At 66.5% G+C, this 21,456-nt stretch carries 20 protein-coding genes; 18 read left to right on the top strand and 2 right to left on the bottom strand.

What is annotated here, in order from left to right:
* Nucleotides 1-23: 23 nt before the first annotated feature.
* The 9 genes from BLU17_RS04685 (at nucleotide 24) to BLU17_RS04645 (ending at nucleotide 10,010) form a co-directional block, all read left to right on the top strand.
* Nucleotides 24-1,754, top strand: coding sequence for a 3-(methylthio)propionyl-CoA ligase (locus BLU17_RS04685; protein WP_091995245.1), 1,731 nt, complete (start codon nucleotides 24-26; stop codon nucleotides 1,752-1,754).
* A gap of 234 nt (nucleotides 1,755-1,988) precedes the next feature.
* The gene (locus BLU17_RS04680; protein ID WP_091995242.1) at nucleotides 1,989-4,070 is read left to right on the top strand and encodes a 3-hydroxyacyl-CoA dehydrogenase NAD-binding domain-containing protein; all 2,082 of its coding nucleotides are present in this window, start codon (nucleotides 1,989-1,991) and stop codon (nucleotides 4,068-4,070) included.
* 22 nt (nucleotides 4,071-4,092) lie between these two features.
* Nucleotides 4,093-4,728: a bifunctional nicotinamidase/pyrazinamidase gene (gene pncA / locus BLU17_RS04675; protein WP_091995239.1), complete on the top strand. Its 636-nt coding sequence runs from the start codon at nucleotides 4,093-4,095 to the stop codon at nucleotides 4,726-4,728.
* Nucleotides 4,729-4,837: 109 nt separating this feature from the next.
* The gene (locus BLU17_RS04670) at nucleotides 4,838-6,016 is read left to right on the top strand and encodes an acetyl-CoA C-acyltransferase (RefSeq protein WP_091995236.1); all 1,179 of its coding nucleotides are present in this window, start codon (nucleotides 4,838-4,840) and stop codon (nucleotides 6,014-6,016) included.
* Between the two features lie 147 nt (nucleotides 6,017-6,163).
* Nucleotides 6,164-6,466, top strand: coding sequence for a Dabb family protein (locus BLU17_RS04665; RefSeq protein ID WP_091995233.1), 303 nt, complete (start codon nucleotides 6,164-6,166; stop codon nucleotides 6,464-6,466).
* Between the two features lie 8 nt (nucleotides 6,467-6,474).
* Nucleotides 6,475-6,978 (top strand): PaaI family thioesterase, encoded by a 504-nt coding sequence (locus tag BLU17_RS04660; RefSeq protein ID WP_091995230.1) that lies wholly within the window; start codon nucleotides 6,475-6,477, stop codon nucleotides 6,976-6,978.
* Between the two features lie 90 nt (nucleotides 6,979-7,068).
* A complete protein-coding gene (locus BLU17_RS04655; RefSeq protein WP_091995756.1) occupies nucleotides 7,069-8,067 on the top strand; it encodes an NADP-dependent oxidoreductase in 999 nt (332 codons plus the stop codon).
* A 77-nt stretch (nucleotides 8,068-8,144) separates the two neighbouring features.
* Complete coding sequence (locus BLU17_RS04650) at nucleotides 8,145-9,026, top strand: SDR family oxidoreductase (RefSeq protein ID WP_091995227.1); 882 nt, start codon at nucleotides 8,145-8,147, stop codon at nucleotides 9,024-9,026.
* A 21-nt stretch (nucleotides 9,027-9,047) separates the two neighbouring features.
* Nucleotides 9,048-10,010 (top strand): alpha/beta hydrolase, encoded by a 963-nt coding sequence (locus tag BLU17_RS04645; RefSeq protein WP_091995224.1) that lies wholly within the window; start codon nucleotides 9,048-9,050, stop codon nucleotides 10,008-10,010.
* A 7-nt stretch (nucleotides 10,011-10,017) separates the two neighbouring features.
* Here the strand turns inward: BLU17_RS04645 and BLU17_RS04640 are convergent, their stop codons facing one another.
* Entirely contained in the window at nucleotides 10,018-10,872 is an 855-nt protein-coding gene (locus tag BLU17_RS04640) for an NRDE family protein (protein WP_091995220.1), read from the bottom strand.
* Nucleotides 10,873-10,985: 113 nt separating this feature from the next.
* Nucleotides 10,986-12,005, bottom strand: coding sequence for a CAF17-like 4Fe-4S cluster assembly/insertion protein YgfZ (gene ygfZ / locus BLU17_RS04635; protein WP_091995217.1), 1,020 nt, complete (start codon nucleotides 12,003-12,005; stop codon nucleotides 10,986-10,988).
* A gap of 77 nt (nucleotides 12,006-12,082) precedes the next feature.
* Here ygfZ and mltG point away from each other — a divergent pair, with 77 nt between their 5' ends.
* From mltG to BLU17_RS04590, 9 genes are all read left to right on the top strand, one after another.
* Nucleotides 12,083-13,093 carry an endolytic transglycosylase MltG gene (mltG, locus tag BLU17_RS04630; protein WP_091995214.1) on the top strand — a complete coding sequence of 337 codons (1,011 nt, stop codon included), beginning with the start codon at nucleotides 12,083-12,085 and terminating at the stop codon, nucleotides 13,091-13,093.
* Nucleotides 13,094-13,714: a dTMP kinase gene (gene tmk / locus BLU17_RS04625; RefSeq protein WP_091995211.1), complete on the top strand. Its 621-nt coding sequence runs from the start codon at nucleotides 13,094-13,096 to the stop codon at nucleotides 13,712-13,714.
* 86 nt (nucleotides 13,715-13,800) lie between these two features.
* Nucleotides 13,801-14,844: a DNA polymerase III subunit delta' gene (locus BLU17_RS04620; RefSeq protein WP_091995208.1), complete on the top strand. Its 1,044-nt coding sequence runs from the start codon at nucleotides 13,801-13,803 to the stop codon at nucleotides 14,842-14,844.
* A gap of 42 nt (nucleotides 14,845-14,886) precedes the next feature.
* The gene (locus tag BLU17_RS04615; RefSeq protein ID WP_091995205.1) at nucleotides 14,887-15,672 is read left to right on the top strand and encodes a TatD family hydrolase; all 786 of its coding nucleotides are present in this window, start codon (nucleotides 14,887-14,889) and stop codon (nucleotides 15,670-15,672) included.
* A gap of 66 nt (nucleotides 15,673-15,738) precedes the next feature.
* Nucleotides 15,739-16,464, top strand: coding sequence for an ankyrin repeat domain-containing protein (locus tag BLU17_RS04610; protein WP_091995202.1), 726 nt, complete (start codon nucleotides 15,739-15,741; stop codon nucleotides 16,462-16,464).
* A 64-nt stretch (nucleotides 16,465-16,528) separates the two neighbouring features.
* Entirely contained in the window at nucleotides 16,529-16,891 is a 363-nt protein-coding gene (locus BLU17_RS04605; protein WP_091995200.1) for a Rap1a/Tai family immunity protein, read from the top strand.
* A gap of 226 nt (nucleotides 16,892-17,117) precedes the next feature.
* Nucleotides 17,118-18,428, top strand: a complete 1,311-nt coding sequence (locus BLU17_RS04600) for a mechanosensitive ion channel family protein (protein WP_091995197.1) — start codon at nucleotides 17,118-17,120, stop codon at nucleotides 18,426-18,428.
* Nucleotides 18,429-18,507: 79 nt separating this feature from the next.
* Complete coding sequence (otsA, locus tag BLU17_RS04595) at nucleotides 18,508-19,923, top strand: alpha,alpha-trehalose-phosphate synthase (UDP-forming) (protein ID WP_091995194.1); 1,416 nt, start codon at nucleotides 18,508-18,510, stop codon at nucleotides 19,921-19,923.
* 458 nt (nucleotides 19,924-20,381) lie between these two features.
* Complete coding sequence (locus tag BLU17_RS04590) at nucleotides 20,382-21,449, top strand: glycosyltransferase family 4 protein (RefSeq protein WP_091995190.1); 1,068 nt, start codon at nucleotides 20,382-20,384, stop codon at nucleotides 21,447-21,449.
* Nucleotides 21,450-21,456 lie beyond the last annotated feature (7 nt).

Below are 21,456 nucleotides of genomic sequence, written 5' to 3'. Positions count from 1 at the left end.
TCAACGCGAGGAGACCGCTACCGATGAGTGCGCCGCTGCTGGGTCAAATGATGGATGTGCCACTCACGGTTTCGTCGTTGATTGAGCATGCGGCGCGCCATCATGGCAGCGCGCAGATCGTCTCGCGCCGTATCGAGGGCGATATCCATCGCTATACGTACCGCGAGTGCGAAGTGCGCGCGAAGCAGCTCGCGCAGGCGCTCATGGCGCTGAACGTCGCACCGGGCGAGCGCGTCGGCACGCTGGCGTGGAACGGCTACCGGCACCTCGAAGCCTATTTCGGCGTGACCGGCTTTGGCGCCGTCTGCCACACCGTCAACCCGCGGCTTTTTCCCGAGCAGATCGCCTGGATCGTCAATCACGCCGACGATCGCTACGTGCTGTTCGACGTCACGTTCGCGGCGCTCGTCGACGCGCTCGCGCCGCAGTGTCCGAACGTGCGCGGCTGGATCGCGCTGTGCGACGAATCGCACCGCCCGCCAATGCGCACCGAAGTGCTGTGCTACGAGACGCTGCTCGCCGCGCAGGACGGCAACTACGCCTGGCCCGCGCTCGACGAGCGCAGCGCGTCGAACCTCTGCTACACGTCCGGCACGACGGGCAACCCTAAGGGCGCGCTCTACACGCACCGGTCTTCCGTGCTGCACGCCTATGGCGCTTCGCTGCCCGACGCGATGGGGCTTTCCGCACGCGATGCGGTTCTGCCCGTCGTGCCGATGTTCCATGTGAACGCATGGGGCATTCCGCACGCGGCGCCGCTCACGGGCGCGAAGCTCGTGCTGCCGGGCAAGGATCTGGACGGCAAGTCGCTCTACGAACTCATGGAGGCCGAAGGCGTGACGGCTTCGGCCGGCGTGCCGACGGTCTGGCTCGGCCTGCTTGCGTATATGCGCGGCGCGGGCGTGCATTTCTCCACGCTCAAGCGCACGGTGATCGGCGGCTCGGCGTGCCCGCCCGCGATGCTGCGCAGCTTCGAGGACGATTACGCCGTGCAGGTGGTCCACGCCTGGGGCATGACGGAGATGTCGCCGCTCGGCACGCTTTCGCGGCTCAACTGGGAGCAGTCGCAGCGGCCGCGCGAGGCCCGGCAGGCGCTGCTCGAAAAGCAGGGGCGCGTGATTTTCGGCGTGGACATGAAGATCGTGGGCGACGACGGCGGCGAGCTACCGTGGGACGGCGCGACCTCTGGCGACCTGCACGTGCGCGGTCCGTGGGTGATCGACCGCTACTATCGACAAGAAAGCGGCTCCCCCCTCGTGGACGGCTGGTTTCCCACCGGCGACGTCGCCACGATCGACCCCGACGGCTTCCTTCACATCACCGACCGCAGCAAGGACGTGATCAAGTCGGGCGGCGAGTGGATCAGTTCGATCGATCTCGAGAACATCGCGGTGGCGCACCCGGCCATCGCCGAGGCCGCATGCATTGCCTGCGCGCATCCGCGCTGGACCGAGCGGCCGCTCATCGTCGCGGTGAAGAAGCCCGGCGCCGCGGTCACGCGCGACGAACTGCTGACTTTCTTCGAAGGCAAGGTGGCGAAGTGGTGGCTACCCGATGACGCCGTTTTCGTCGACGAGTTGCCGCATACGGCAACGGGCAAGCTGCAAAAACTCAAGCTGCGAGAGCGGTTCCGCTCGTACGTGCTGCCGACTGCGCTTGCGGAGGCAGCGTGCCCGTTCGATCCGGCACAAGACGCGGCTGGCGCAGGCAACGTAGCCTCTCCCGGCGAAAAGCCGCTTTCCATGCGCGACTGAGCCGTTTCAGCCGGCCGCCGAAGGTTCTCCGGCGCAGCCTCGAGGCTGCGTTTTTTTCGTCTGTTTTTTGCCGGATACCGATCGGTTGCGCGCGCTCGGTACAAACCCTGGCGCCCGCAATGCCGCAAAAAATTGAACGAACGTTCTTTTTTCGGTATTCTGCCTGCTGACCGGGAATGTCGGACAATGAAGCCGACCACGCACCTCGCGACCCGCATGCATGGAGGCAGGCAAATGGCAGTGGACTACACGACTCGCGACGGCGTCGCCGTCATCACGCTCAATAATCCGCCCGTCAACGGCCTCGGGCATTCGACCCGTGCCGGTATCGTCGAGGGCATCGCGCGCGCCGCGAGCGATCCGTCGGTCTCGGCCATCGTGATCACGGGCGCGGGCAAGGCGTTCTCGGGCGGCGCGGACATCACCGAATTCAACACGCCGAGGGCGATGCAGGAGCCCACGCTCCACACCGTCATCAACGAAGTCGAAAAGAGCGCGAAGCCCGTCGTGGCTGCGATTCATGGCGTGGCGATGGGCGGTGGCCTCGAACTCGCGCTAGGCGCGCACTATCGCATTGCCGCGCCGGGCGCGCAGATCGCGCTGCCCGAAGTGAAGCTCGGCATCCTGCCCGGCGCAGGCGGCACGCAGCGCCTGCCGCGCGCGATCGGCCTCGAAGCCGCGCTCAACATGATCGTGACGGGCTCGCCCGCGATGAGCGAAAAGCTCGCGAATTCGGGCCTTTTCGACGCCATCGCGCAAGGCGATCTGCTCGAAGACGCCATTGCTTTCGCACGCAGGGCAGCCGACAGGCAAGGCCCGCATCCGCTCGTGCGCAATCGCAAGATCGAGCATCCGAACGCCGAAGGCTTCCTGCAGTTCGCGCGCAACACGGTGGCCGCGATGTCGAAGAACTATCCCGCGCCGGTGAAGTGTGTCGACGCCATCGCGGCAGGCGTGAAGCAGGGCTTCGACAAGGGGCTCCTGCGCGAGCGCGAGTATTTCGTCGAACTCGTGCAGACGCCGGAAAGCCGCGCGCTGCGTCACGCGTTCTTCGGCGAACGCGCCGCGAGCAAGATCCCCGATGTGCCGTCGAGCATGCCCACGCGCGAGATCCAGAAGGTGGCCGTGATCGGCGCGGGCACGATGGGCGGCGGCATCACGATGAACTTCCTCAACGCGGGCGTGCCCGTCACGCTGCTCGAAACGAAACAGGAAGCGCTTGATCGCGGCCTCGCGACGATCCGCAAGAACTACGAAGCCCAGGTCAAGAAGGGCAAGCTCACGGTCGAAAAGCTCGAAGCGCGCATGGCGCTGATTCGCCCGACGCTGGCCTACGACGATCTGAAGGAAGCGGACCTGATCATCGAAGCGGTGTTCGAAGAGCTCGGCGTGAAGGAGCAGGTTTTCAAGCGCCTCGACGAAGTCGCGAAGCCTGGCGCGATTCTCGCCTCGAACACCTCGACGCTCGACGTCGACAAGATCGCGGCGTTCACGAAGCGTCCGCATGACGTGGTGGGCCTGCACTTCTTTAGTCCTGCCAACGTGATGAAGCTGCTCGAAGTCGTGCGCGGCAAAGAAACGGCCAGGGATGTGCTCGCCACCGTCATGCAGGTCGCGAAGAAGATTCGCAAGACGGCGGTGGTCTCGGGCGTGTGCGACGGTTTCATCGGCAACCGCATGATCGAGCAGTACGTGCGTCAGGCGCTCTACATGCTCGAAGAAGGCGCGCTGCCCGCCCAGGTGGATCGCGCGATCGAGAAGTTCGGCTTCGCGATGGGGCCGTTCCGCATGAGCGACCTGGCCGGAAACGACATCGGCTGGGCGATCCGCAAGCGCCGCTATCAGGAACACCCCGACATGAAGTACTCGAAGATCGCCGACCGTCTGTGCGAGACCGGCCGCTTCGGGCAAAAGACGGGTGCGGGCTGGTACGACTACAAGGCGGGCGAGCGCGACGCGCTGCCTTCGAAGCTCGTCGACGAGATGATCGTCGCGTACTCGAAGGAAGCGGGCGTCGAGCGCCGCACGATCGGCGACGAGGAGATCGTCGAGCGTCTCGTGTTCTCGCTCGTGAACGAAGGCGCGAAGATCCTCGCAGAAGGCATCGCTTCGAAGGCGTCGGACGTGGACATGGTCTATCTCACGGGCTACGGCTTCCCGCTGTGGCGTGGCGGCCCGATGCTGTACGCCGACACGGTCGGGCTCTACAACGTGGAGCGCGCCATCCGCCGTTATGCGCAGCAGCCCAACGGCGACGCGTGGGAAATCGCGCCGTTAATCGTCGATCTGGCCGCGAAGGGCGGTACGTTCAACTAGGTTTCTCTTTCGGACGAACATCATGAGAAGCGCAGACGACGTGCTCCTGCTGATCGACCTGCAATACGACTTCATGCCGGGCGGCGCGCTTGCCGTCGCGCACGGCGACGAAGTCGTGCCGGTGGCGAACCGGCTCGCGCGAGGTTTCAGCGACGTGGTGCTCACGCAGGACTGGCACCCGGCGCGGCATGTTTCGTTTGCGGCGAACCACGCGGGGCGAGCGCCGTTCGAGACGATCGCATTGCCCTATGGCGAGCAGGTGCTGTGGCCCGTGCATTGCGTGCAGGCCACGCAAGGGGCGGCTCTCCATCGCGATCTCGACGTGCCGCATGCGCGCGCGGTGATCCGCAAGGGCCATCGCGCCGACGTGGACAGCTACTCCGCGTTCCTCGAAGCCGACCGCAAGACGCCAACGGGGCTCGCGGGCTACCTGCGCGACGTGGGTGTGAAGCGCGTGTACTGCTGCGGTCTCGCGACCGACTATTGCGTTGCGTGGTCCGCGCTCGACGCGCGCGCCGCCGGCTTCGAGACCGTGCTGATCGAGGACGCTTCGCGCGCCATCGACCTGAACGGCTCGCTAGCCGCCGCGTGGGAGCAACTGCTCGCCGCCGGCGTGAAGCGCGCGCAGTCTGCCGAGGTGCTGAGCGGCGCCGCGTGAATGACTTCGTCCGCTAGAACGTTCAATTGAAGACATCCTCTGGAACCCATATCTGCAAGGAACCATGCGCAAGCGCCAGAACGCCAGCGCTGGCCGACAGGAGACATACATGACTGACGCCGTTATCGTTTCGACCGCCCGCACGGGCCTCGCCAAATCCTGGCGGGGCGCCTTCAACATGACCCACGGCGCCACGCTCGGCGGGCATGTGACGCAAGCCGCCGTCGAGCGCGCGAAGATCGACCCCGCACGCGTCGAGGACGTGATCATGGGCTGCGCGAACCCGGAAGGCGCCACCGGCATGAACATCGCGCGCCAGATCGCGCTGCGCGCCGGCCTGCCGGTGAGCACGGCGGGCATGACCGTCAACCGTTTCTGTTCATCCGGACTCCAGACGATTGCGCTTGCCGCGCAACGCGTGATCGCGGGCGAAGGCGACGTGTTCGTGGCGGGCGGCGTGGAATCGATCTCGTGCGTGCAGAACGAGATGAACCGCCACATGATGGCCGAAGGCTGGCTCAACCGGCACAAGCCCGAAATTTACTGGAGCATGCTGCAGACCGCCGAAAACGTCGCGAAGCGCTATGAAATCTCGAAGGAGCGTCAGGACGAGTACGGCGTGCAGTCGCAGTTGCGCGCGGCGGCCGCGCAGGCGGCGGGTCTCTTCAACGACGAAATCGTGCCGATGACGGTGCTCGCCGGCGTTGCCGACAAGGCCACGGGCCAGCTCGTCACGAAGGAAGTGACGATCGCGGCCGACGAAGGCATTCGCGCCGACACGACGCTCGAAGGCGTTTCGAAGATCCGCACGGCGTTGCCGGGCGGCGTCGTCACGGCCGGCAACGCGAGCCAGTTCTCGGACGGCGCGAGCGCCTGCGTCGTGATGAACGCGAAGGTCGCCGAGCGCGAAGGTCTGCAGCCGCTCGGCATTTTCCGCGGCTTCGCCGTGGCCGGCTGCGAGCCGGACGAGATGGGCATCGGCCCGGTGTTCGCCGTGCCGAAGCTGCTCAAGAAGGCGGGCCTGAACGTCGGGGACATCGGCCTGTGGGAACTCAACGAAGCGTTCGCGGTGCAGGTGCTGTATTGCCGCGACAAGCTCGGCATTCCCGCCGATCGCCTCAACGTGAACGGCGGCGCGATCGCGGTCGGCCATCCGTACGGCGTGTCGGGCGCGCGTCTCACGGGGCACGCGCTCATCGAAGGCAAGCGGCGTGGCGCGAAGTTCGTCGTGGTGACGATGTGCATCGGCGGCGGGCAGGGTGCCGCGGGCCTCTTCGAGGTCGTCTGATGCGAGGCGCGGCGGATTCGCGAATGCCCAACCGCCGTACCGTTCCACCGCTTTCACGCTGTCCGGCGCGTGCGGAGCCGCCCTCGCGCGCGTGCCGCTGCAGGTATCATGGCGGCAGGTTCCCGTACAGACTGAAGAGGTGAGTTCGTGATTCGTCATATCGTGATGTGGAGGTTCAAGGAGTCGGCCGAAGGCGCGACGCGTGCGGAAAACGTCGTCAAGTTCAAGGCGATGCTCGAAAGCTGCCGCGATCTCGCGCCGGGAACGCTGCACCTCGAAGTCGGCGTGGCCCAGCCGGGGCTCGCTTCCACCTCCGATCTCGTGCTCGTTTCCGACTTCACCGACCAGGCCGCGCTCGACGGCTACCAGGACCACCCGGAGCACGTCGTCGTGAAGCAGTTCGCGACGCTCGTGGTGGAATCGCGCCAGTGCGTGGATTACGTGGTCTGAAGCGCATCATGACCGGTACCGCAGATCGATCCCCGCAAGGCGGGCACCCCCAAACGCCGCTTACGATCGTCGAGAGTCCTTTCGTCGATCATCTCGGCGCGCAGCTCGTGAGCGCGCGCGACGGCGCCAGCGAGGTCGTGCTGCCGCTCGCCGAGCGGCATCTGAACACATGGGATGTCGCGCACGGCGGCGTGACGATGACGCTCGCCGACATCGCGCTCGCCATGGCGGCCCGCAGCGTCGCCGCGGACGGCGTGGGCGTCGTCACCGTCGAAATGAAAGTGAACTTCATGCAGCCCGGGCGCGGCGAGTTGCGCGCAACGGGCCGCGTGCTGCACCGTTCCACCACGATGGCCTATTGCGAAGGCGAAATTCGCGACAGCGAGGGCCATTTCGTCGCCAAGGCGCTCGGGACCTTCAAGTACATGCGCAGGCTCGCCGTGGGCCGCGACGTGACGCGTCAGCGTCTGCGCAGCGACCCCGACGCGCGTCCGGGCCCAAGCGACGGCTGAAACGCGCGATCGGGCGCGCGCCCGATCGCGCTTCTTTTGCGCGGCGGGCTGGCAACGCCCTGCCGCGTCCAACGAAGCAACATGACTGCCATGACCCAGACCAATCGCCAGATTCTGCTCGCTTCGCGCCCCGAAGGCGCCGCTAGCGTCGACAATTTCCGTCTCGTCGAAACGCCGCTCGCGCCGCTCGAAGAAGGCCAGGTGCGCGTGCGTAATCACTTCCTCTCGCTCGACCCCTATATGCGAGGCCGCATGAACGACAGCAAGTCGTATGCGGCGCCGCAGCCGCTCGGCTCGGTGATGATCGGCGGCACGGCGGGCGAGGTGGTCGAGTCGCGCAACGCGAAATTCAAGACCGGCGACAAGGTGGTGGGGATGTTCGGCTGGCAGGAGTTCGGCACGTCAAACGGTGGCGATCTGCATGTCGTCGACACGACGCATGTGCCGCTTTCGGCGTATCTCGGGCCCGTCGGCATGCCGGGCGTCACCGCCTGGTACGGGCTCAACCGGATCATCGAGCCGAAAGCCGGGCAAACCGTCGTCGTGAGCGCGGCGAGCGGCGCGGTGGGCAGCGTGGTCGGCCAGCTCGCGAAGCGCGCGGGCTGCCGCGCGGTGGGCATCGCGGGCGGCGCGCAGAAATGCCGCTACGTCGTCGAAACGCTCGGCTTCGACGCGTGCATCGACTACAAGGCAGGCAATCTCTATCAGGATCTGAAGGCCGCGACGCCGGATGGCGTGGACGGCTACTTCGAAAACGTGGGCGGCGAAGTGCTCGACGCCGCGCTTGCGCGCATGAACGCGTTCGGGCGCATCGCGCTGTGCGGCATGATCGCGTGCTACGACGCGCAGCCGGTGCCGCTCAGACATCCGCAATTGTTGCTCACGCAACGGCTGCTCGTGCAAGGCTTCATCGTGAGCGAACACATGGATGTGTGGCCGCAGGCGCTCGCCGAACTCGGCACGCTGGTGGCGAAGCATCAGCTCGCGTATCGCGAGACCGTGGCCGAAGGGCTGGAGAAGGCGCCCGGCGCGTTCCTCGGCATGCTCAAAGGCCAGAACTTCGGCAAGCAACTCGTCAAGCTGATCTAGTTATTCGACTGTCTGGCGCAAGCGCCCGCAAAGGGCGCTTCGCTTTTCCGCCCGCAGCATTCACCGCAGGATTCGCAATGTCAGAACCGTTCGAGTTTGACGGCCGCGTGGCCGTCATCACGGGCGCGGCGAGCGGCTTTGGCCGCGCGTTCGCGCAACACGCCGCCGCGCTCGGCATGCAGCTCGTGCTCGCCGACGTCGATCAGACGCTGCTCGACGAAACCGTAAACGCGTTGCGCGCTGGCGGCACGCGGGCCATCGGCGTGCGCACCGACGTGCGCGACGCGGCACAGGTCGACGCGCTAGCCAAAGCCACGCTCGACGCGTTCGGCAAGGTCCATCTGCTCTTCAACAACGCGGGCGTCGGCACCGGCGGCTTTGTTTGGGAGAGCAGCGCCAAAGACTGGGAGTGGGTGTTCGGCGTGAACGTGATGGGCGTCGCCAATGGCGTGCGCAGCTTCACGCCCGTCATGCTCGAACAGCGCGAGCGCGCGCACATCGTCAACACGGCGTCGGTGGCGGGGCTTCTTTCGCCGCCCGCCATGGGCGTGTACAACGCTTCGAAGCATGCGGTGGTCGCGCTCACCGAAACGCTTTATCACGACCTGAAGAACGTGAGCGAGGATGTGAGCTGCTCGCTGCTGTGCCCGGCTTTCGTGCCCACCGGCATTGCGAACGCCGAGCGCAGCCGGCCCGGCGATCTGCGCAACGATGCGCCGCTCACGCGCTCGCAGCAGGCCGCCGATCTGCAATTGCAGCGCGCTGTGCGCTCGGGCAAGCTCACGCCCGATGACGTCGCCAAGGCGACCTTCGATGCGGTGCGCGAAGGACGCTTCTATATCCTCACGCATCCGCAGATTCTCGCTTCGGTGAAGCTGCGTCATGAGGACATCGAAACGTTGCGCAATCCGACCGATCCGCTCTCGCTCAAACCGGAAGTCAGGAAAGCACCGCAATAAACGGCGCACGGGGGCCGCGTAATGCCACTTTCAGCAAAGATCGCACTCGTGCTCGACATGGTGGCCCGGGCGGGCCGCACGCCTTATCACGAGCAAACGGCGCAGGCAGCGCGCGCGGAGTACGAGAAGAGCGCGTCGGTGCTGGAGATTCCCTCCGCGCCCATGCATTCGGTGGAAGACCTGCACGTGCCGATGCGTGACGGCGCTACGATCCGCGCGCGCCTTTATCTGCCCAGCGAGCCGCACTGGGCCGCGCCGTTGCCCGTGCTCGTCTACTATCACGGCGGCGGCTTCACGATCGGCAGCATCGATACGCACGACGCGCTTTGCCGCATGTTCGCGCGCGACGCGCGCTGCGCCGTGTTTTCCGTGAACTACCGGCTTGCGCCCGAACATCGCTTCCCGACCGCGGTTCATGATGCCTTCGACGCCTATGCGTGGCTCCACGCGCGCGCGGCCGAATACGCGCTCGACGCGTCGCGCTTCGCCGTAGGCGGCGACAGTGCGGGCGGCACGCTCGCCACCGTTTGCGCGATGCTCGCGCGCGACGCGGGCATCGCGCCGGTGTTGCAACTGCTGATCTATCCCGCGGTGAGCGCGCATCAGCGGACCGAATCGCACAAGCGCCTCGCCAAGGGGTATCTGCTGACCGGGTCGACTATCCGGTGGTTCTTCGATCACTACGTGCGCGACGTTGCGGACCGGGACGACTGGCGTTTCGCGCCGCTCGACGGAACCCGCGACGCGCCGGATTTTCGCGGCGTGGCGCCCGCATGGATTGCCGTGGCCGAATTCGATCCGCTTGCGGACGAAGGCGAAGCCTATGCGCGGAAACTGCGCGAGGCCGGCAACGAGGTAACGCTCGTGCGCTATGAAGGCGTGATCCACGAGTTCATCAAGATGGGCGCGTTCGTCGACGAGGCGCGAAGCGCGCAGCAACAAGCCGCCCTCGCGTTGCGGGCGGCGTTCGGCACCGTCGATTGAGGCGCGCTCAGGCGGCCGCGACCGTGTAGCGCTCGCTGCGCTCGAAGCCGCCGGGTCGGACGACGCGGTGCGAGCCGTCGTCGTCGCTGCGCTCCAGCGCTTCCACGTCGAGTTGCATGCCGCGCACGGTCACGCGCAGGGCAGTCGTGCCGCGCGTGCCGTAGTCGGGCGTCTCGATGAACGCCGCCGAAAGCGCGCGTTCGCGTTCGAGCGGAATGCCCGTGGCGGGCAGTTCGCGGTCGGGCGCGATTTGCGGGTCGCGCATCATCTCCACGAACCGGACGAGCGGCACCTGCGTTTCGCTTGCGGCCAGTCGCGCGAGCTCCGCGCGTTTGCGCACGAGCTTGGGCCATGGCGTGTCGAGAACGGCGTTCGAAATGCCGTGCGTGCCTTCGGGAAGCGGGGCGGGTGGGCGGTCGGCGCGATTGCAGTACCAGGCTAGCTCGCGCCGCGCCCAGTCGCCGACGATCAGATTGAAGCCGTTGTAAAGGTCGCCCGAGCGCGCGACTTCGTCGAGATAACCGAGCGGCGTATCCGGCAGATCTTGCGCGTCCGTTAGCCAGCGCGAGACGAGCGTTCCGCGCGTGGGCGCGTCGGGCCGCATGTCGTTTGGCGCGCGATAGTTCGTGAGCGCGGCGAAGCGCCCGCTGCGCGTCACGCCGAGCCAGGTGCCGCCGCCCACGAGATCGCGGCCGGCCAGCACGCCAGCGGCCGAGCTGCCCGGCGACGTGACGCTGTCCGCGGCGCTCCACCAGTGCAGCGGCTCGGCGGTGCGGCGCAGGAATTCGTCGCGATTGGCGGCGAGCGTGAAGAGCGCGCCGGCGCGCGCGCGCGGACGCCAGTCGAAGACGATCAGACACATGAGCGGGGGCCTCGCGGGCGCGGCAGCGAGGCCACGGTAACGCAGCGCGAGACGGCCGGCGCCTCGCGCGCGATGGATGTGGCGGGGAGTTTCAAAGGAGCATCAAGGCAGCGTCAAACCTCGGCCGGCAACGCGTACGGCAACGGCAGCACGCGCAGCGTGGGGCCGTCGGCGGCGCCGAGATGCACGCTGCCCGTTTCGAGCGCGGCAAGCTTCATTTCGGCAAGCAGATCGACGCCGCCGTCGGGCGCGGCCGCGGCGTTCACGACCATGCCGCACGGCTGGCCCGGATCGTCGGAGTGGAAAAGCTCCACGCCCGCATGCGCGGCGTCCAGACCGGCCGCGACGCTCGCCAGTGCGGTGCGGCGCTTGATCGTGCCGCGATACTGGCTGCGCGCCACGATTTCCTGGCCCGGATAGCAGCCCTTGCGAAAGTTCACGCCGCCCAGCACGTCGTAGTTGAGCATCTGCGGTACGAACTGTTCGCTCACGGCCTGCGTAATGCGCGGTTCGCCCGCGCGAATGTCGAGCCAGTCCCAGGCAGCCGGCGACACGCGCTGAAGCGCGCCGTCGATCCTGGCAAGCCGCGCCTCGACGGCCTCCTTCGGGCCGACCCACAGAAAACGCGGAATACCGGCCGCATCGGGTACGCGAATCAGCGTTCCGGACGGATCGTCGACCTTCACGTGCACGCCGTCGGGCAGCGCGTCGAATTCGCTCGCGAGCGCGCCGCGCACGTCGCCCGCGAAGCCCACCACGAGCAGCTTGTCGCTGTCGTCGGCAAGCCTCGCCTTGGCGCGCAGCACGAACATCGACAGCCGCTTTTGCACGGCGGCCTGTATGTCCTTCGAGATCAGCAGGCGGATCACTTCGCCGGTCTTCCAGATGAGGAACGAGGCGAGCAGGCGGCCCTTCGGCGAGCAGTAGCCCGCGAGGCGCGCACTCGCCGCGTCGAGATGCTGGATGTCGTTGGTGAGCTGGCTGTGCAGGAAGGTCGCGGCGTCGTCGCCATTGGCGTCGATCACCCCGAACTGCGGCAGGATTGCATAGGCGCCGCCTTTCAGGGCGGCGTCGAAATTTGCCGCGGATTCAGGAGCGGAAAGCGTGGAAGCGGGATCGAGCGATGAGTTCATGGATTCGGGGAACAGTCAATCCTGACTTTAGCGAAGGCAAGCAGTTATTATATGAGGTCCCCCTGAGTCGTGTTTCCATGTCCCTCCTGAAGAAATGCCTTGTTGCCGGCGCCGCGCTTGTCGTGATGGGCGCCGCCGCGGCGGGCGGCGTCTGGCGCTGGGCCACTACGCCGCTCGAGCTTGCCGCCCCACAGCTCGACGTCACCATCAAGCCGCACAGCACCGTGCGCAGCGTCACGCTGCAGCTTCGGCGCGGCGGCGTGCCTGTGCAGGCACAGCTTTTCGTGCTCATGACCCGGCTGCTCGGCCTGCAAAGCCAGCTCAAATCGGGCAACTACGAGTTCAAGGCGGGCGTCACGCCTTACCAGGTGCTCCAGAAAATGGCGCTCGGCGACGTGAACGAGTCGGTGGCCACCATTATCGAAGGCTGGACCTTCAGGCACATGCGCGCCGAACTCGACGCGAATCCGTCTTTGCGCCACGATACGGGCGGCATGAGCGATGCCGACCTGCTCGCCGCGATCGGTGCGCCGCCGGCGCCGAACGGCAGCGGCGAGGGACTGTTTTTCCCCGATACCTATCTGTTCGACAAGGGTTCGAGCGACCTCGATGTCTATCGCCGTGCCTATCACCTGATGCAGACGCGCCTTGCCGAGGCCTGGGGCGCCCGCGCGCCGGGCTTGCCGCTCAAGTCGCCCTATGAGGCGCTTACGCTCGCCTCGCTCGTCGAGAAGGAAACGGGCCGCGCCGACGACCGGGCGCTCGTGGCTGCCGTGTTCTCGAACCGTCTGAAGGCCGGCATGCCGCTGCAAACCGACCCCGCCGTGATTTACGGTCTCGGCGACAACTACGCAGGCCATTTGCGCAAGCGCGATCTGCAGTCGGACACTCTTTACAATACCTACCTGCGTCTCGGTTTGCCGCCGACGCCCATCGCGCTGCCCGGCGCCGCGGCGCTCCAGGCGGCGCTCAATCCGGCGTCGACGGCTGCGCTGTATTTCGTGGCGCGCGGCGATGGCAGCAGCGTTTTCTCTGACAATCTCGTCGACCACAACAAGGCCGTCGACAAATATATCCGGGGTAATTAAATGGCGCGGGGCCGATTCATCACGTTCGAGGGCATCGACGGCGCGGGCAAGACCACGCATCTCGCCTGGTTTCGCGACCAGCTTGCCCAGAAGCTGGCGCCCTCCGGCCGCACGGTTGTCATGACCCGCGAACCCGGCGGCACGCCGCTTGGCGAGTCGCTGCGGGAAATCCTGCTGCATCAGCCAATGGACCTCGAAACCGAGGCGCTGCTGATGTTCGCCGCGCGCCGGGAGCACCTCGCCAAAGTGATCGAACCGGCGCTCGCGCGCGGCGACTGGGTGCTCTCTGATCGCTTCACCGACGCCACGTTCGCCTATCAAGGCGGCGGCCGGGGCCTGCCGCGCGACAAGCTCGAAACGCTGGAGCGCTGGGTGCAAGGCGGTTTCCAGCCGGACCTGACGGTGCTGTTCGACCTGCCGCCCGGCACTGCGAGCGAGCGCCGCGGCGCGGCGCGCGAGCCGGACCGCTTCGAAAGCGAAACCGACGCGTTCTTCATGCGCACGCGCGCCGAGTACTTGCGCCGTGCCGAAGAGGCGCCGTACCGGTTTTCGATCATCGATTCCTCGCAGAGCGTCGACGCCATTCGCAAGAAGCTCGAGCAAGTTATCGCAACCCTTTGATCCTGCAGTAACGTCGGCTTTCTCATGTAGCCGCGCGATCTTCAACTGGTTTCTCGTCAAGATCGCTTAAACGATTGATTGAAAAGATGATCTATCCTTGGCAAACCGACGACTGGCACCGCCTGCAGCAGTTGCGCAGCCACTGGCCGCACGCGCTCCTGCTGCATGGCCAGGCAGGCATCGGCAAGTTGCAGTTCGCGCAGCATCTGGCGAAGGGGCTGCTCTGCGAATCGCCGCAAGCCAACGGCGAGCCCTGCGGCGCCTGCGCGGCCTGCAACTGGTTTGTCCAGGGCAATCATCCCGATTACCGCATCGTCGTGCCCGAGGCGTTGGCCGGAGAAGTCGGCGCCGCCGGCGAGGACGACGCCAAGGCCGATAAAGCCGACAAGGCCGAAGGCGAGGAAGGCAAGAAGGGCCGCGCACCGAGCAAGGAAATCCGCATCGAGCAGGTGCGCGCGCTGCTCGACTTCACGGGTGTGGGCTCGCACCGCGGCGGCTTGCGCGTGGTCGTGCTGTATCCGGCCGAGGCGCTCAACGTCGCGGCCGCCAACGCGCTTCTGAAGACCCTCGAAGAGCCGCCCGCGGGCGTGGTGTTCCTGCTGGTGTCGGCACGCGTCGACCGTCTGCTGCCCACCATCGTCAGTCGTTGCCGCCAATGGCCGATGGGCACCCCTGCGCCTGCGGCGGCTACGGCCTGGCTCGCGCAGCAGGGCGTGGACGACGCGCCTGCGCTCCTCGCCGAAGCCGGTGGCGCGCCGCTTGCCGCGCTCGCGCTCGCGCACGACGAAAACCGCACGCTGCGCGACTGGACGCTCGCGCAACTCGCCGCGGGCCCGGCCTGCGACGCCTTCGCCTGCGGCGAGGCGCTGCAGAAGCTGCCGGTGCCGCTCGTGCTCGGCTGGCTGCAGCGCTGGGCCTACGACCTGCTCGCCGAACGTACGGCCGGCCGCCCGCGCTATTACCCGCAGGCCGCCAGCGGGCTCGCGCGGTGCGCCGCGAAGCTCGACGCGGCGGCGCTGGCTCGCTACATGAAGACCGTCACGCGCCAGCGCGCCGTGGAGAACCACCCGCTGAATGCGCGCCTCGTGTTCGAGGAACTTTTTCTCGGCTATCGTGAACTGTTCAGTTGACAGGCGCGGCTCACACCCGATTCATCCTTCGCAGGACCACCCATGTTTGTCGATTCGCATTGCCACATCAACTTCGAGGGCCTCGCCGACCGGTTGCCGCAGGTGCTCGAGAACATGCGCGCGAACGCGGTCACGCACGCGCTCTGCGTTTCGGTCGACCTCGAAACGCTGCCTTCGGTGCTCGACATCGCGAGCCGCTATGAGAACGTCTACGCATCGGTAGGCGTGCACCCCGATCATGAACACATGAGGGAGCCGGACGTGGCCGAGCTGGTCGAACTGGCGCAGCACCCGAAAGTGGTGGCGATCGGCGAAACGGGGCTCGATTACTATTGCCTGGGCGACCGGACCATCGCCGACATGGAATGGCAGCGCGAGCGCTTTCGCACGCACATCCGCGCCGCGCATGCCACGGGCAAGCCGCTCATCGTCCACACGCGCGCGGCCTCCGACGACACCTTGCGGATCATGGAAGAGGAGCGCGCGGGCGAGCCGGGCGGCGTGATGCACTGCTTCACGGAGCCTTGGGCCGTCGCCGAGCGGGCGCTCGCGCAAAACTTCTATATTTCGCTGTCCGGCATCGTGACGTTCAAGAGCGCGCTGGATGTGCAGGAGGTTGCGCGCCGCGTGCCGATCGAGCGTCTTTTGATCGAGACGGATTCGCCCTATCTCGCGCCGGTGCCATTTCGCGGCAAACCTAATGAACCTGCGTACGTCAGCCATGTCGGAAGGTTCATTGCGCAGCAACGCGGATTGCCGGACGCCGAACTTGGCGCTGCCACCACGCAGAATTTTTTCCGGCTCTTCAAGATCCAGCCAACCGCCTGAATCGCGGGCCGCATGCTGATAATTGTTTTTATATCAACGAGATAGCAGATAATATCAAGGCTTGACATGAACTCGAAACCGCTTTCGCACGCCGCCTATCCTGTTCGCCGCGCCGCCGCCGCGCTCGTGTTCGGCGTTGCCGCTACGCTGTTCGGCGCCGCCGCCCACGCCGCACCGATCGATTCGCTCGTGAAGAGCGTCAAGTTCGACGACGACAAGGGCGTCCAGAAATCGCTCGCGACCGGCATGGACCCGAACGCCACCGACGGCCAGGGCATGCCGCTCCTCGTGCTGGCCGCGCGCGAAAAGTCCGACAAGGTCGCGGCGGTGCTGCTCGACAACCCGAAGACGAACATCGCCGCTGAAGACCGCGCGGGCGAAAATGCGCTCATGCTTGCCTCGCTCAACGGCGACGTCGACTTTGTCAAGCTGCTCATCACCAAGGGCGCCGAGGTCAACAAGAAGGGCTGGACGCCGCTCCATTACGCGGCCGCGAACGGCAACGACGACGTCGTGAAACTCCTGATCGGCTATTCGGCCGATGTGAACGCGCTGTCGCCCAACGGCACGACGCCGCTCATGATGGCCGCGCGCGGCGACCATCTCACGACGATCCAGATGCTGCTCGAACATGGTGCGACATTGGGCGCGAAGAACCAGATCGGCATGACCGCGCTCGATTTCGCGCGCCAGTACAAGGCGCCGGACGCGATCAAGGACCTCACGGCGCGCATGACGCAGGCAGGGCTGCCGACGGCGAATACGGCGGCGCCGCAAAACAGTGCAAAATAATGAGATGAAGGCGGCCGCCTCGCGGCGCGCGAGGCGCCGCTTCCCCGACAACTCAAGGAGAACCATGCTGCGGGTTCTGATCTGTGCGGGCGCGATGGCGTTGCCGCTTTCCGCTTTCGCATTTACGGCTAGCGACCTCAACCGTCTCTGCACGAAGACGGACGTCGCTTCGCGAAGCGCGTGCGCCGCGTACATCGAAGGTGCCGCAGACGGTATTTTCAACACCATCGACGCGATCGGCGGCACCACGGGGCCGCGCGTGGGCCAGTACTTTTGCCTCCCGCCGGACGCGCGCTCGGCGCAGCTCACCGACGCGGTGCGCAAGTACATCGCCGACAACCCGAACGTCGCCGGCTACAACGCCAGCACGGCTATTTCGCTCGGGCTCGGCAAGGCGTTTCCCTGCAAGACCGGCAACGGAGGCTGAAGCCGGCCGTTCCACGACGTAGGCAGTAGTCAGAAGCACGGCGGCGCGCATTCTCCTCGCGCGCCGCCCATTATCGAGGTTGCGCTGCGCACCGGTTGCCGACCGGCAGCGGCGGCCGGGGCACTCGCCGCCCGCCTGTGGCGAGCCGCGCCACTTTCGTCCGCGGGCCTGCGCCCGCGTGCCGTTTCCACGAGTCGCCGTATCGCTCAGGAGGAACTGGCCGCAGATGCCGACACTCGACGACTTCTCCCATTTCGCCGACGCTCCGCTGCAAAACTGGCTTGGCACGTTGCTCGCGAGCGTGCTCGCGTTCGTCTTCGCGTTCGCTGTCCACTGGCTCGGCGGCCGCGTGCTGCTGCGCGTGGCGCGGCCGTATCCGCGCGTCAGCGTGTTCTTGCGCGACGTACGAAAGCCCGCGCTGGTCGTGCTCGCCATCCTCGCCGTCGAGTTCGTCTGGTGGCAGGCGCCAGACACGCTTCGGCACATCAGCGGCCTGCGCGAATTGTGCGCGTTCGCGCTGATCGCCGCGATCACGTGGCTTTCGGTGCGCTGCGCGGCCGCCATCGGCGAGGCGATCATCGCCGCCCATCCGCTCGACATCGCCGACAACCTCCAGGCCCGCAGCATCCACACCCAGGCCCGCGTGCTCGCGCGCACGGTGATGGTGCTCATCATCATCGTGGGCCTCGGGGCGGCGCTCATGACCTTCCCCAACGTGAGACAGATCGGCGCGAGCCTGCTCGCTTCTGCCGGCGTGGCGGGTCTCGTCGCCGGTATCGCGGCACGCCCCGTGCTGGGGAATCTGATTGCCGGTCTGCAGATCGCGCTCTCGCAACCGATCCGGCTCGACGATGTGGTCGTGATCCAGGGAGAGTGGGGGCGCATCGAGGAAATCACGGGCACGTACGTTTCGGTGCGTATCTGGGACCAGCGGCGGCTCATCGTGCCGCTGCAATGGTTCATCGAGAATCCGTTCACGAACTGGACGCGCAGCAGCTCCCAGATCATCGGCACGGTGTTCTTGTGGCTCGACTACCGCATGCCGCTCGCGCCGCTGCGCGAGGCGCTTGCGCGGATCGTCGACGGTGCGCCCGAGTGGGACCGCCGTGTGCAGGTTTTACAGGTCACCGATGCCAACGAGCGCGCCATGCAACTGCGCGTTCTCGTGAGCTCGCGCGATTCCGGGCTCAACTGGGACCTGCGTTGCCGCGTGCGCGAAGGGCTGCTGGATTTCGTGAACGAGCAGTATCCGCAGTACCTGCCGCGGGCGCGTGCGGAGGTTTCGGCGGAACTCGAAAGCAGCATGGGGGGACCGCCGGCCTTTGCGCTACGCCCGACACGCCGGACGGCGGCGAGCACGGCGGCGCATACCGAAGCTGATCCGGTGACGGGCACGCGCGTGCCGGACGGTGGCGAGGAACTGGCCGCGCACCGCGCTGCGGGGCCGTACGCCGCCGCGGACGCCGAAGCGGCCAAAGAGGCGCGCGAGGCGAGCGCGCACGAGCCCGCAGCGGCGAGCCGCCGCGAGAGCGGGTGAGGGCGCGGCGAACGACAATTGCAGCAGGCTGCCGGGGTAATCGATGCAGCGGGCGCAAGACAGCCGGAGGAACAGCAAGATGGGCAGACTGATAGTCGTCTCGAACCGCGTGGCGACGCCGACGGAAACGAAGGGCTCGGCGGGCGGTCTGGCGGTCGGCGTGTTCGGCGCGCTCAAGGACGCGGGCGGCGTGTGGTTCGGCTGGAGCGGCGACGTGGTGAGCGAGACGGTGGCGAACGCGGGGCCCACGCTCGTCGAAGACGGTCCCGTCACCTTCGCGACGGTCGGGCTCACGCGCAAGGACTACGATCAGTACTACCGCGGTTTCTCGAACGCCACCCTCTGGCCCGTCTTCCACTACCGCAACGACCTCGCGCGCTACGAGCGCGACGAGTATGCGGGCTACCGCCGCGTCAACGCGTGGCTCGCGCACAAGCTCATGAAGCTGATTCACCCGGACGACAACATCTGGGTCCACGACTATCACCTGATTCCGTTCGCGGAGGCGCTGCGCTCCGAAGGCGTGCGCAACCGCATCGGTTTCTTTTTGCACATTCCGTTTCCGTCGCCGCAGGTGCTGCAGACGATTCCGCCGCACGACGAACTCGTCAGGTCGCTGTGCTGCTACGACCTGCTGGGCTTCCAGACGCGCAACGATCAGCAGGCGTTCCACGACTACGTCGTGCGCGAGGCGCACGGCAAGGTCGGCGAGCCGGCCGTCAACGAAGAGCACGACAAGCATGGCGAGGTCGCGGCGTACGGGCGCACGCTGCGCACGGGCGTCTATCGCATCGGCGTGTTTCCGGACGAGATCGCCGAGCAGGCCGCGCGCTACGAAAGCCGCCAGCACGTGCTCGATCTCAAGCAGAGCCTCGAGGGGCGCAAGCTCATCATGAGCGTGGACCGGCTCGACTACTCGAAGGGGCTCGTCGAGCGTTTTCATGCGTTCGAACAGTTGCTGGAGACGTCGCCCGAGTGGCGCGGCAAGGTCACGCTCGTGCAGATCGCGCCGCCCACGCGTTCGGACGTCGCGAGCTACAAGGTAATCCGCGAGGAGCTCGAGCGCGAGGCGGGCCGCATCAACGGCCGCTACTCGGGGCTCGACTACACGCCGATCCGCTATCTGAGCCAGCAGTACGACCGCTGGAAGCTGATGTCGCTGTTTCGCGAGTCGCAGGTCGGCTATGTGACGCCGCTGCACGACGGCATGAACCTCGTCGCCAAGGAGTACGTGGCCGCGCAAAACCCGAACGATCCGGGCGTGCTCGTGCTCTCGATCTTCGCGGGCGCGGCCGCCGAGCTCACGGGCGCGCTGCTCGTGAATCCGCATGACGCGACGGGCATGTCGGAGGCGCTGGAGCGTGCGCTCTCGATGCCGCTCGAGGAGCGCAAGGCGCGCTACCAGACCAACATGGCAGCGCTCAGACGCAACGATCTCGGCGTGTGGCGCGACAACTTCCTGCGCGATCTCGCGGCCGTGCCCCAGTCGCGCTGACGCCGACGAGGCGCCGGTCGCGCCCGGGCCACGCGATTGACGAGTGCGTATGATGCTGCGCCAATGCTGCGCCGGCCTGCCCGCGCACCCGCCGCGCACCTTCATGCCGACAACGCTTGCCAAGGCGAATTACCGCTCGCGGCGCAAACCCGTCTTGCCGGTCGGCGCGCCGGGTAGCCGTTGCTCCGGCCCCGTGGAGGGCTGTCGCCTCGCGCAGCACCGGCTTTCATGGCGCGTGTTTGTTTCGGCATGTAACTCCGTATAGCAATTGAAAGACTGGCGGCGCGAGCGTGCGGCTTGCCGAATAATGAGGCGATCGGGGCGTCGCCGATGCGCCCCGGTCCGGCCCCATATGAACCCCGACAAGGCGAGGATCCGCGCGGACGCAAGGCCCGCCTCGCTTAGAATGAGCAGCACCGAAAGAACGGACCGCGCGGCCCGTTTTCTGGAGACCTTTGATGAGAATTGCGCAGATCGCCCCGCTGACCGAATCGGTCCCGCCCAAACTCTATGGCGGCACCGAGCGCGCCGTGTCATATATCACGGAGGCGCTGGTCGACCTCGGGCACGACGTCACGCTGTTCGCCAGCGGCGATTCGCTCACGAGCGCGAGGCTCGAGCCCGTGTGGCCGCGTGCACTGCGGCTCGACCCCGGCATTCGCGACCGCATTGCGCCTCACATGCTTCTCATGGAAATGGTGCGCCGCCAGGCGGACCAGTTCGACGTGCTGCATTTCCATATGGATTACTACTCGTTCTCGGTGTTCAAGCGCCAGGAAACGCCGTTCGTGACGACGTTGCACGGCCGTCTCGATTTGCCCGAGCAGCAGCCGGTGTTCGATACGTTCAACACCGCGCCCGTCATCTCGATCTCGAATGTGCAGCGTCAGCCTATGCCGCAGGCGCGATGGCTGCGCACGGTCTATCACGGTCTGCCGGAGAACCTCTACACGCCGCAACCGGTCGAGCAGCGCTATCTTGCGTTCCTCGGCCGCATCTCGCCGGAGAAGCGCGTCGATACGGCGATCCGTATCGCCGGGCGCTGTGGATTGCCCATCCGCATTGCCGCCAAAGTCGACGAGGCTGATCGCGAATATTTCGAGCGTGACATCAAGCCGCTGCTCGAGTTGCCGTATGTCGAATACGTGGGCGAGATCAACGATAGCCAGAAGGCGGAGTTTCTTTCCGGCGCGCACGCGCTGCTGTTCCCGATCGACTGGCCGGAGCCGTTCGGCCTCGTCATGATCGAGGCGATGGCGTGCGGCACGCCCGTCATCGCTTTCAATCGCGGCGCGGTGCCGGAGGTGGTGGACGAAGGCGTGTCGGGTTATATCGTCGAAGACGAGATCGGCGCGGTGGCAGCCGTGAACCGCATTTCGCGCATTTCGCGCGCGGGGGTGCGGCGCCGCTTCGAAGAGCGCTTCACGTCGCACCGCATGGCGCAGGAGTACGTGCAGGCCTATCAGGCGGTGATTCGCGCGAGCAAGCGCTCGCGCTTCAAGGTGATCGACACGTCTGCGAACTGAACGCGCG

The sequence above is a fragment of the Paraburkholderia lycopersici genome, assembly GCF_900096975.1.
Lineage (GTDB): Bacteria > Pseudomonadota > Gammaproteobacteria > Burkholderiales > Burkholderiaceae > Paraburkholderia > Paraburkholderia lycopersici.
This window is presented reverse-complemented; position numbering and strand designations above follow the sequence as displayed.

Excerpts from the sequence above, each read along its gene's own strand:
- BLU17_RS04685 (WP_091995245.1), top strand. The coding sequence starts at position 24 with ATGAGTGCGCCGCTGCTGGGTCAAATGATGGATGTGCCACTCACGGTT.
- BLU17_RS04680 (WP_091995242.1), top strand. The coding sequence starts at position 1,989 with ATGGCAGTGGACTACACGACTCGCGACGGCGTCGCCGTCATCACGCTC.
- pncA (WP_091995239.1), top strand. The coding sequence starts at position 4,093 with ATGAGAAGCGCAGACGACGTGCTCCTGCTGATCGACCTGCAATACGAC.
- BLU17_RS04670 (WP_091995236.1), top strand. The coding sequence starts at position 4,838 with ATGACTGACGCCGTTATCGTTTCGACCGCCCGCACGGGCCTCGCCAAA.
- BLU17_RS04660 (WP_091995230.1), top strand. The coding sequence starts at position 6,475 with ATGACCGGTACCGCAGATCGATCCCCGCAAGGCGGGCACCCCCAAACG.
- BLU17_RS04655 (WP_091995756.1), top strand. The coding sequence starts at position 7,069 with ATGACCCAGACCAATCGCCAGATTCTGCTCGCTTCGCGCCCCGAAGGC.
- BLU17_RS04650 (WP_091995227.1), top strand. The coding sequence starts at position 8,145 with ATGTCAGAACCGTTCGAGTTTGACGGCCGCGTGGCCGTCATCACGGGC.
- BLU17_RS04645 (WP_091995224.1), top strand. The coding sequence starts at position 9,048 with ATGCCACTTTCAGCAAAGATCGCACTCGTGCTCGACATGGTGGCCCGG.
- BLU17_RS04640 (WP_091995220.1), bottom strand. The coding sequence starts at position 10,872 with ATGTGTCTGATCGTCTTCGACTGGCGTCCGCGCGCGCGCGCCGGCGCG.
- ygfZ (WP_091995217.1), bottom strand. The coding sequence starts at position 12,005 with ATGAACTCATCGCTCGATCCCGCTTCCACGCTTTCCGCTCCTGAATCC.
- mltG (WP_091995214.1), top strand. The coding sequence starts at position 12,083 with ATGTCCCTCCTGAAGAAATGCCTTGTTGCCGGCGCCGCGCTTGTCGTG.
- tmk (WP_091995211.1), top strand. The coding sequence starts at position 13,094 with ATGGCGCGGGGCCGATTCATCACGTTCGAGGGCATCGACGGCGCGGGC.
- BLU17_RS04620 (WP_091995208.1), top strand. The coding sequence starts at position 13,801 with ATGATCTATCCTTGGCAAACCGACGACTGGCACCGCCTGCAGCAGTTG.
- BLU17_RS04615 (WP_091995205.1), top strand. The coding sequence starts at position 14,887 with ATGTTTGTCGATTCGCATTGCCACATCAACTTCGAGGGCCTCGCCGAC.
- BLU17_RS04610 (WP_091995202.1), top strand. The coding sequence starts at position 15,739 with ATGAACTCGAAACCGCTTTCGCACGCCGCCTATCCTGTTCGCCGCGCC.
- BLU17_RS04605 (WP_091995200.1), top strand. The coding sequence starts at position 16,529 with ATGCTGCGGGTTCTGATCTGTGCGGGCGCGATGGCGTTGCCGCTTTCC.
- BLU17_RS04600 (WP_091995197.1), top strand. The coding sequence starts at position 17,118 with ATGCCGACACTCGACGACTTCTCCCATTTCGCCGACGCTCCGCTGCAA.
- otsA (WP_091995194.1), top strand. The coding sequence starts at position 18,508 with ATGGGCAGACTGATAGTCGTCTCGAACCGCGTGGCGACGCCGACGGAA.
- BLU17_RS04590 (WP_091995190.1), top strand. The coding sequence starts at position 20,382 with ATGAGAATTGCGCAGATCGCCCCGCTGACCGAATCGGTCCCGCCCAAA.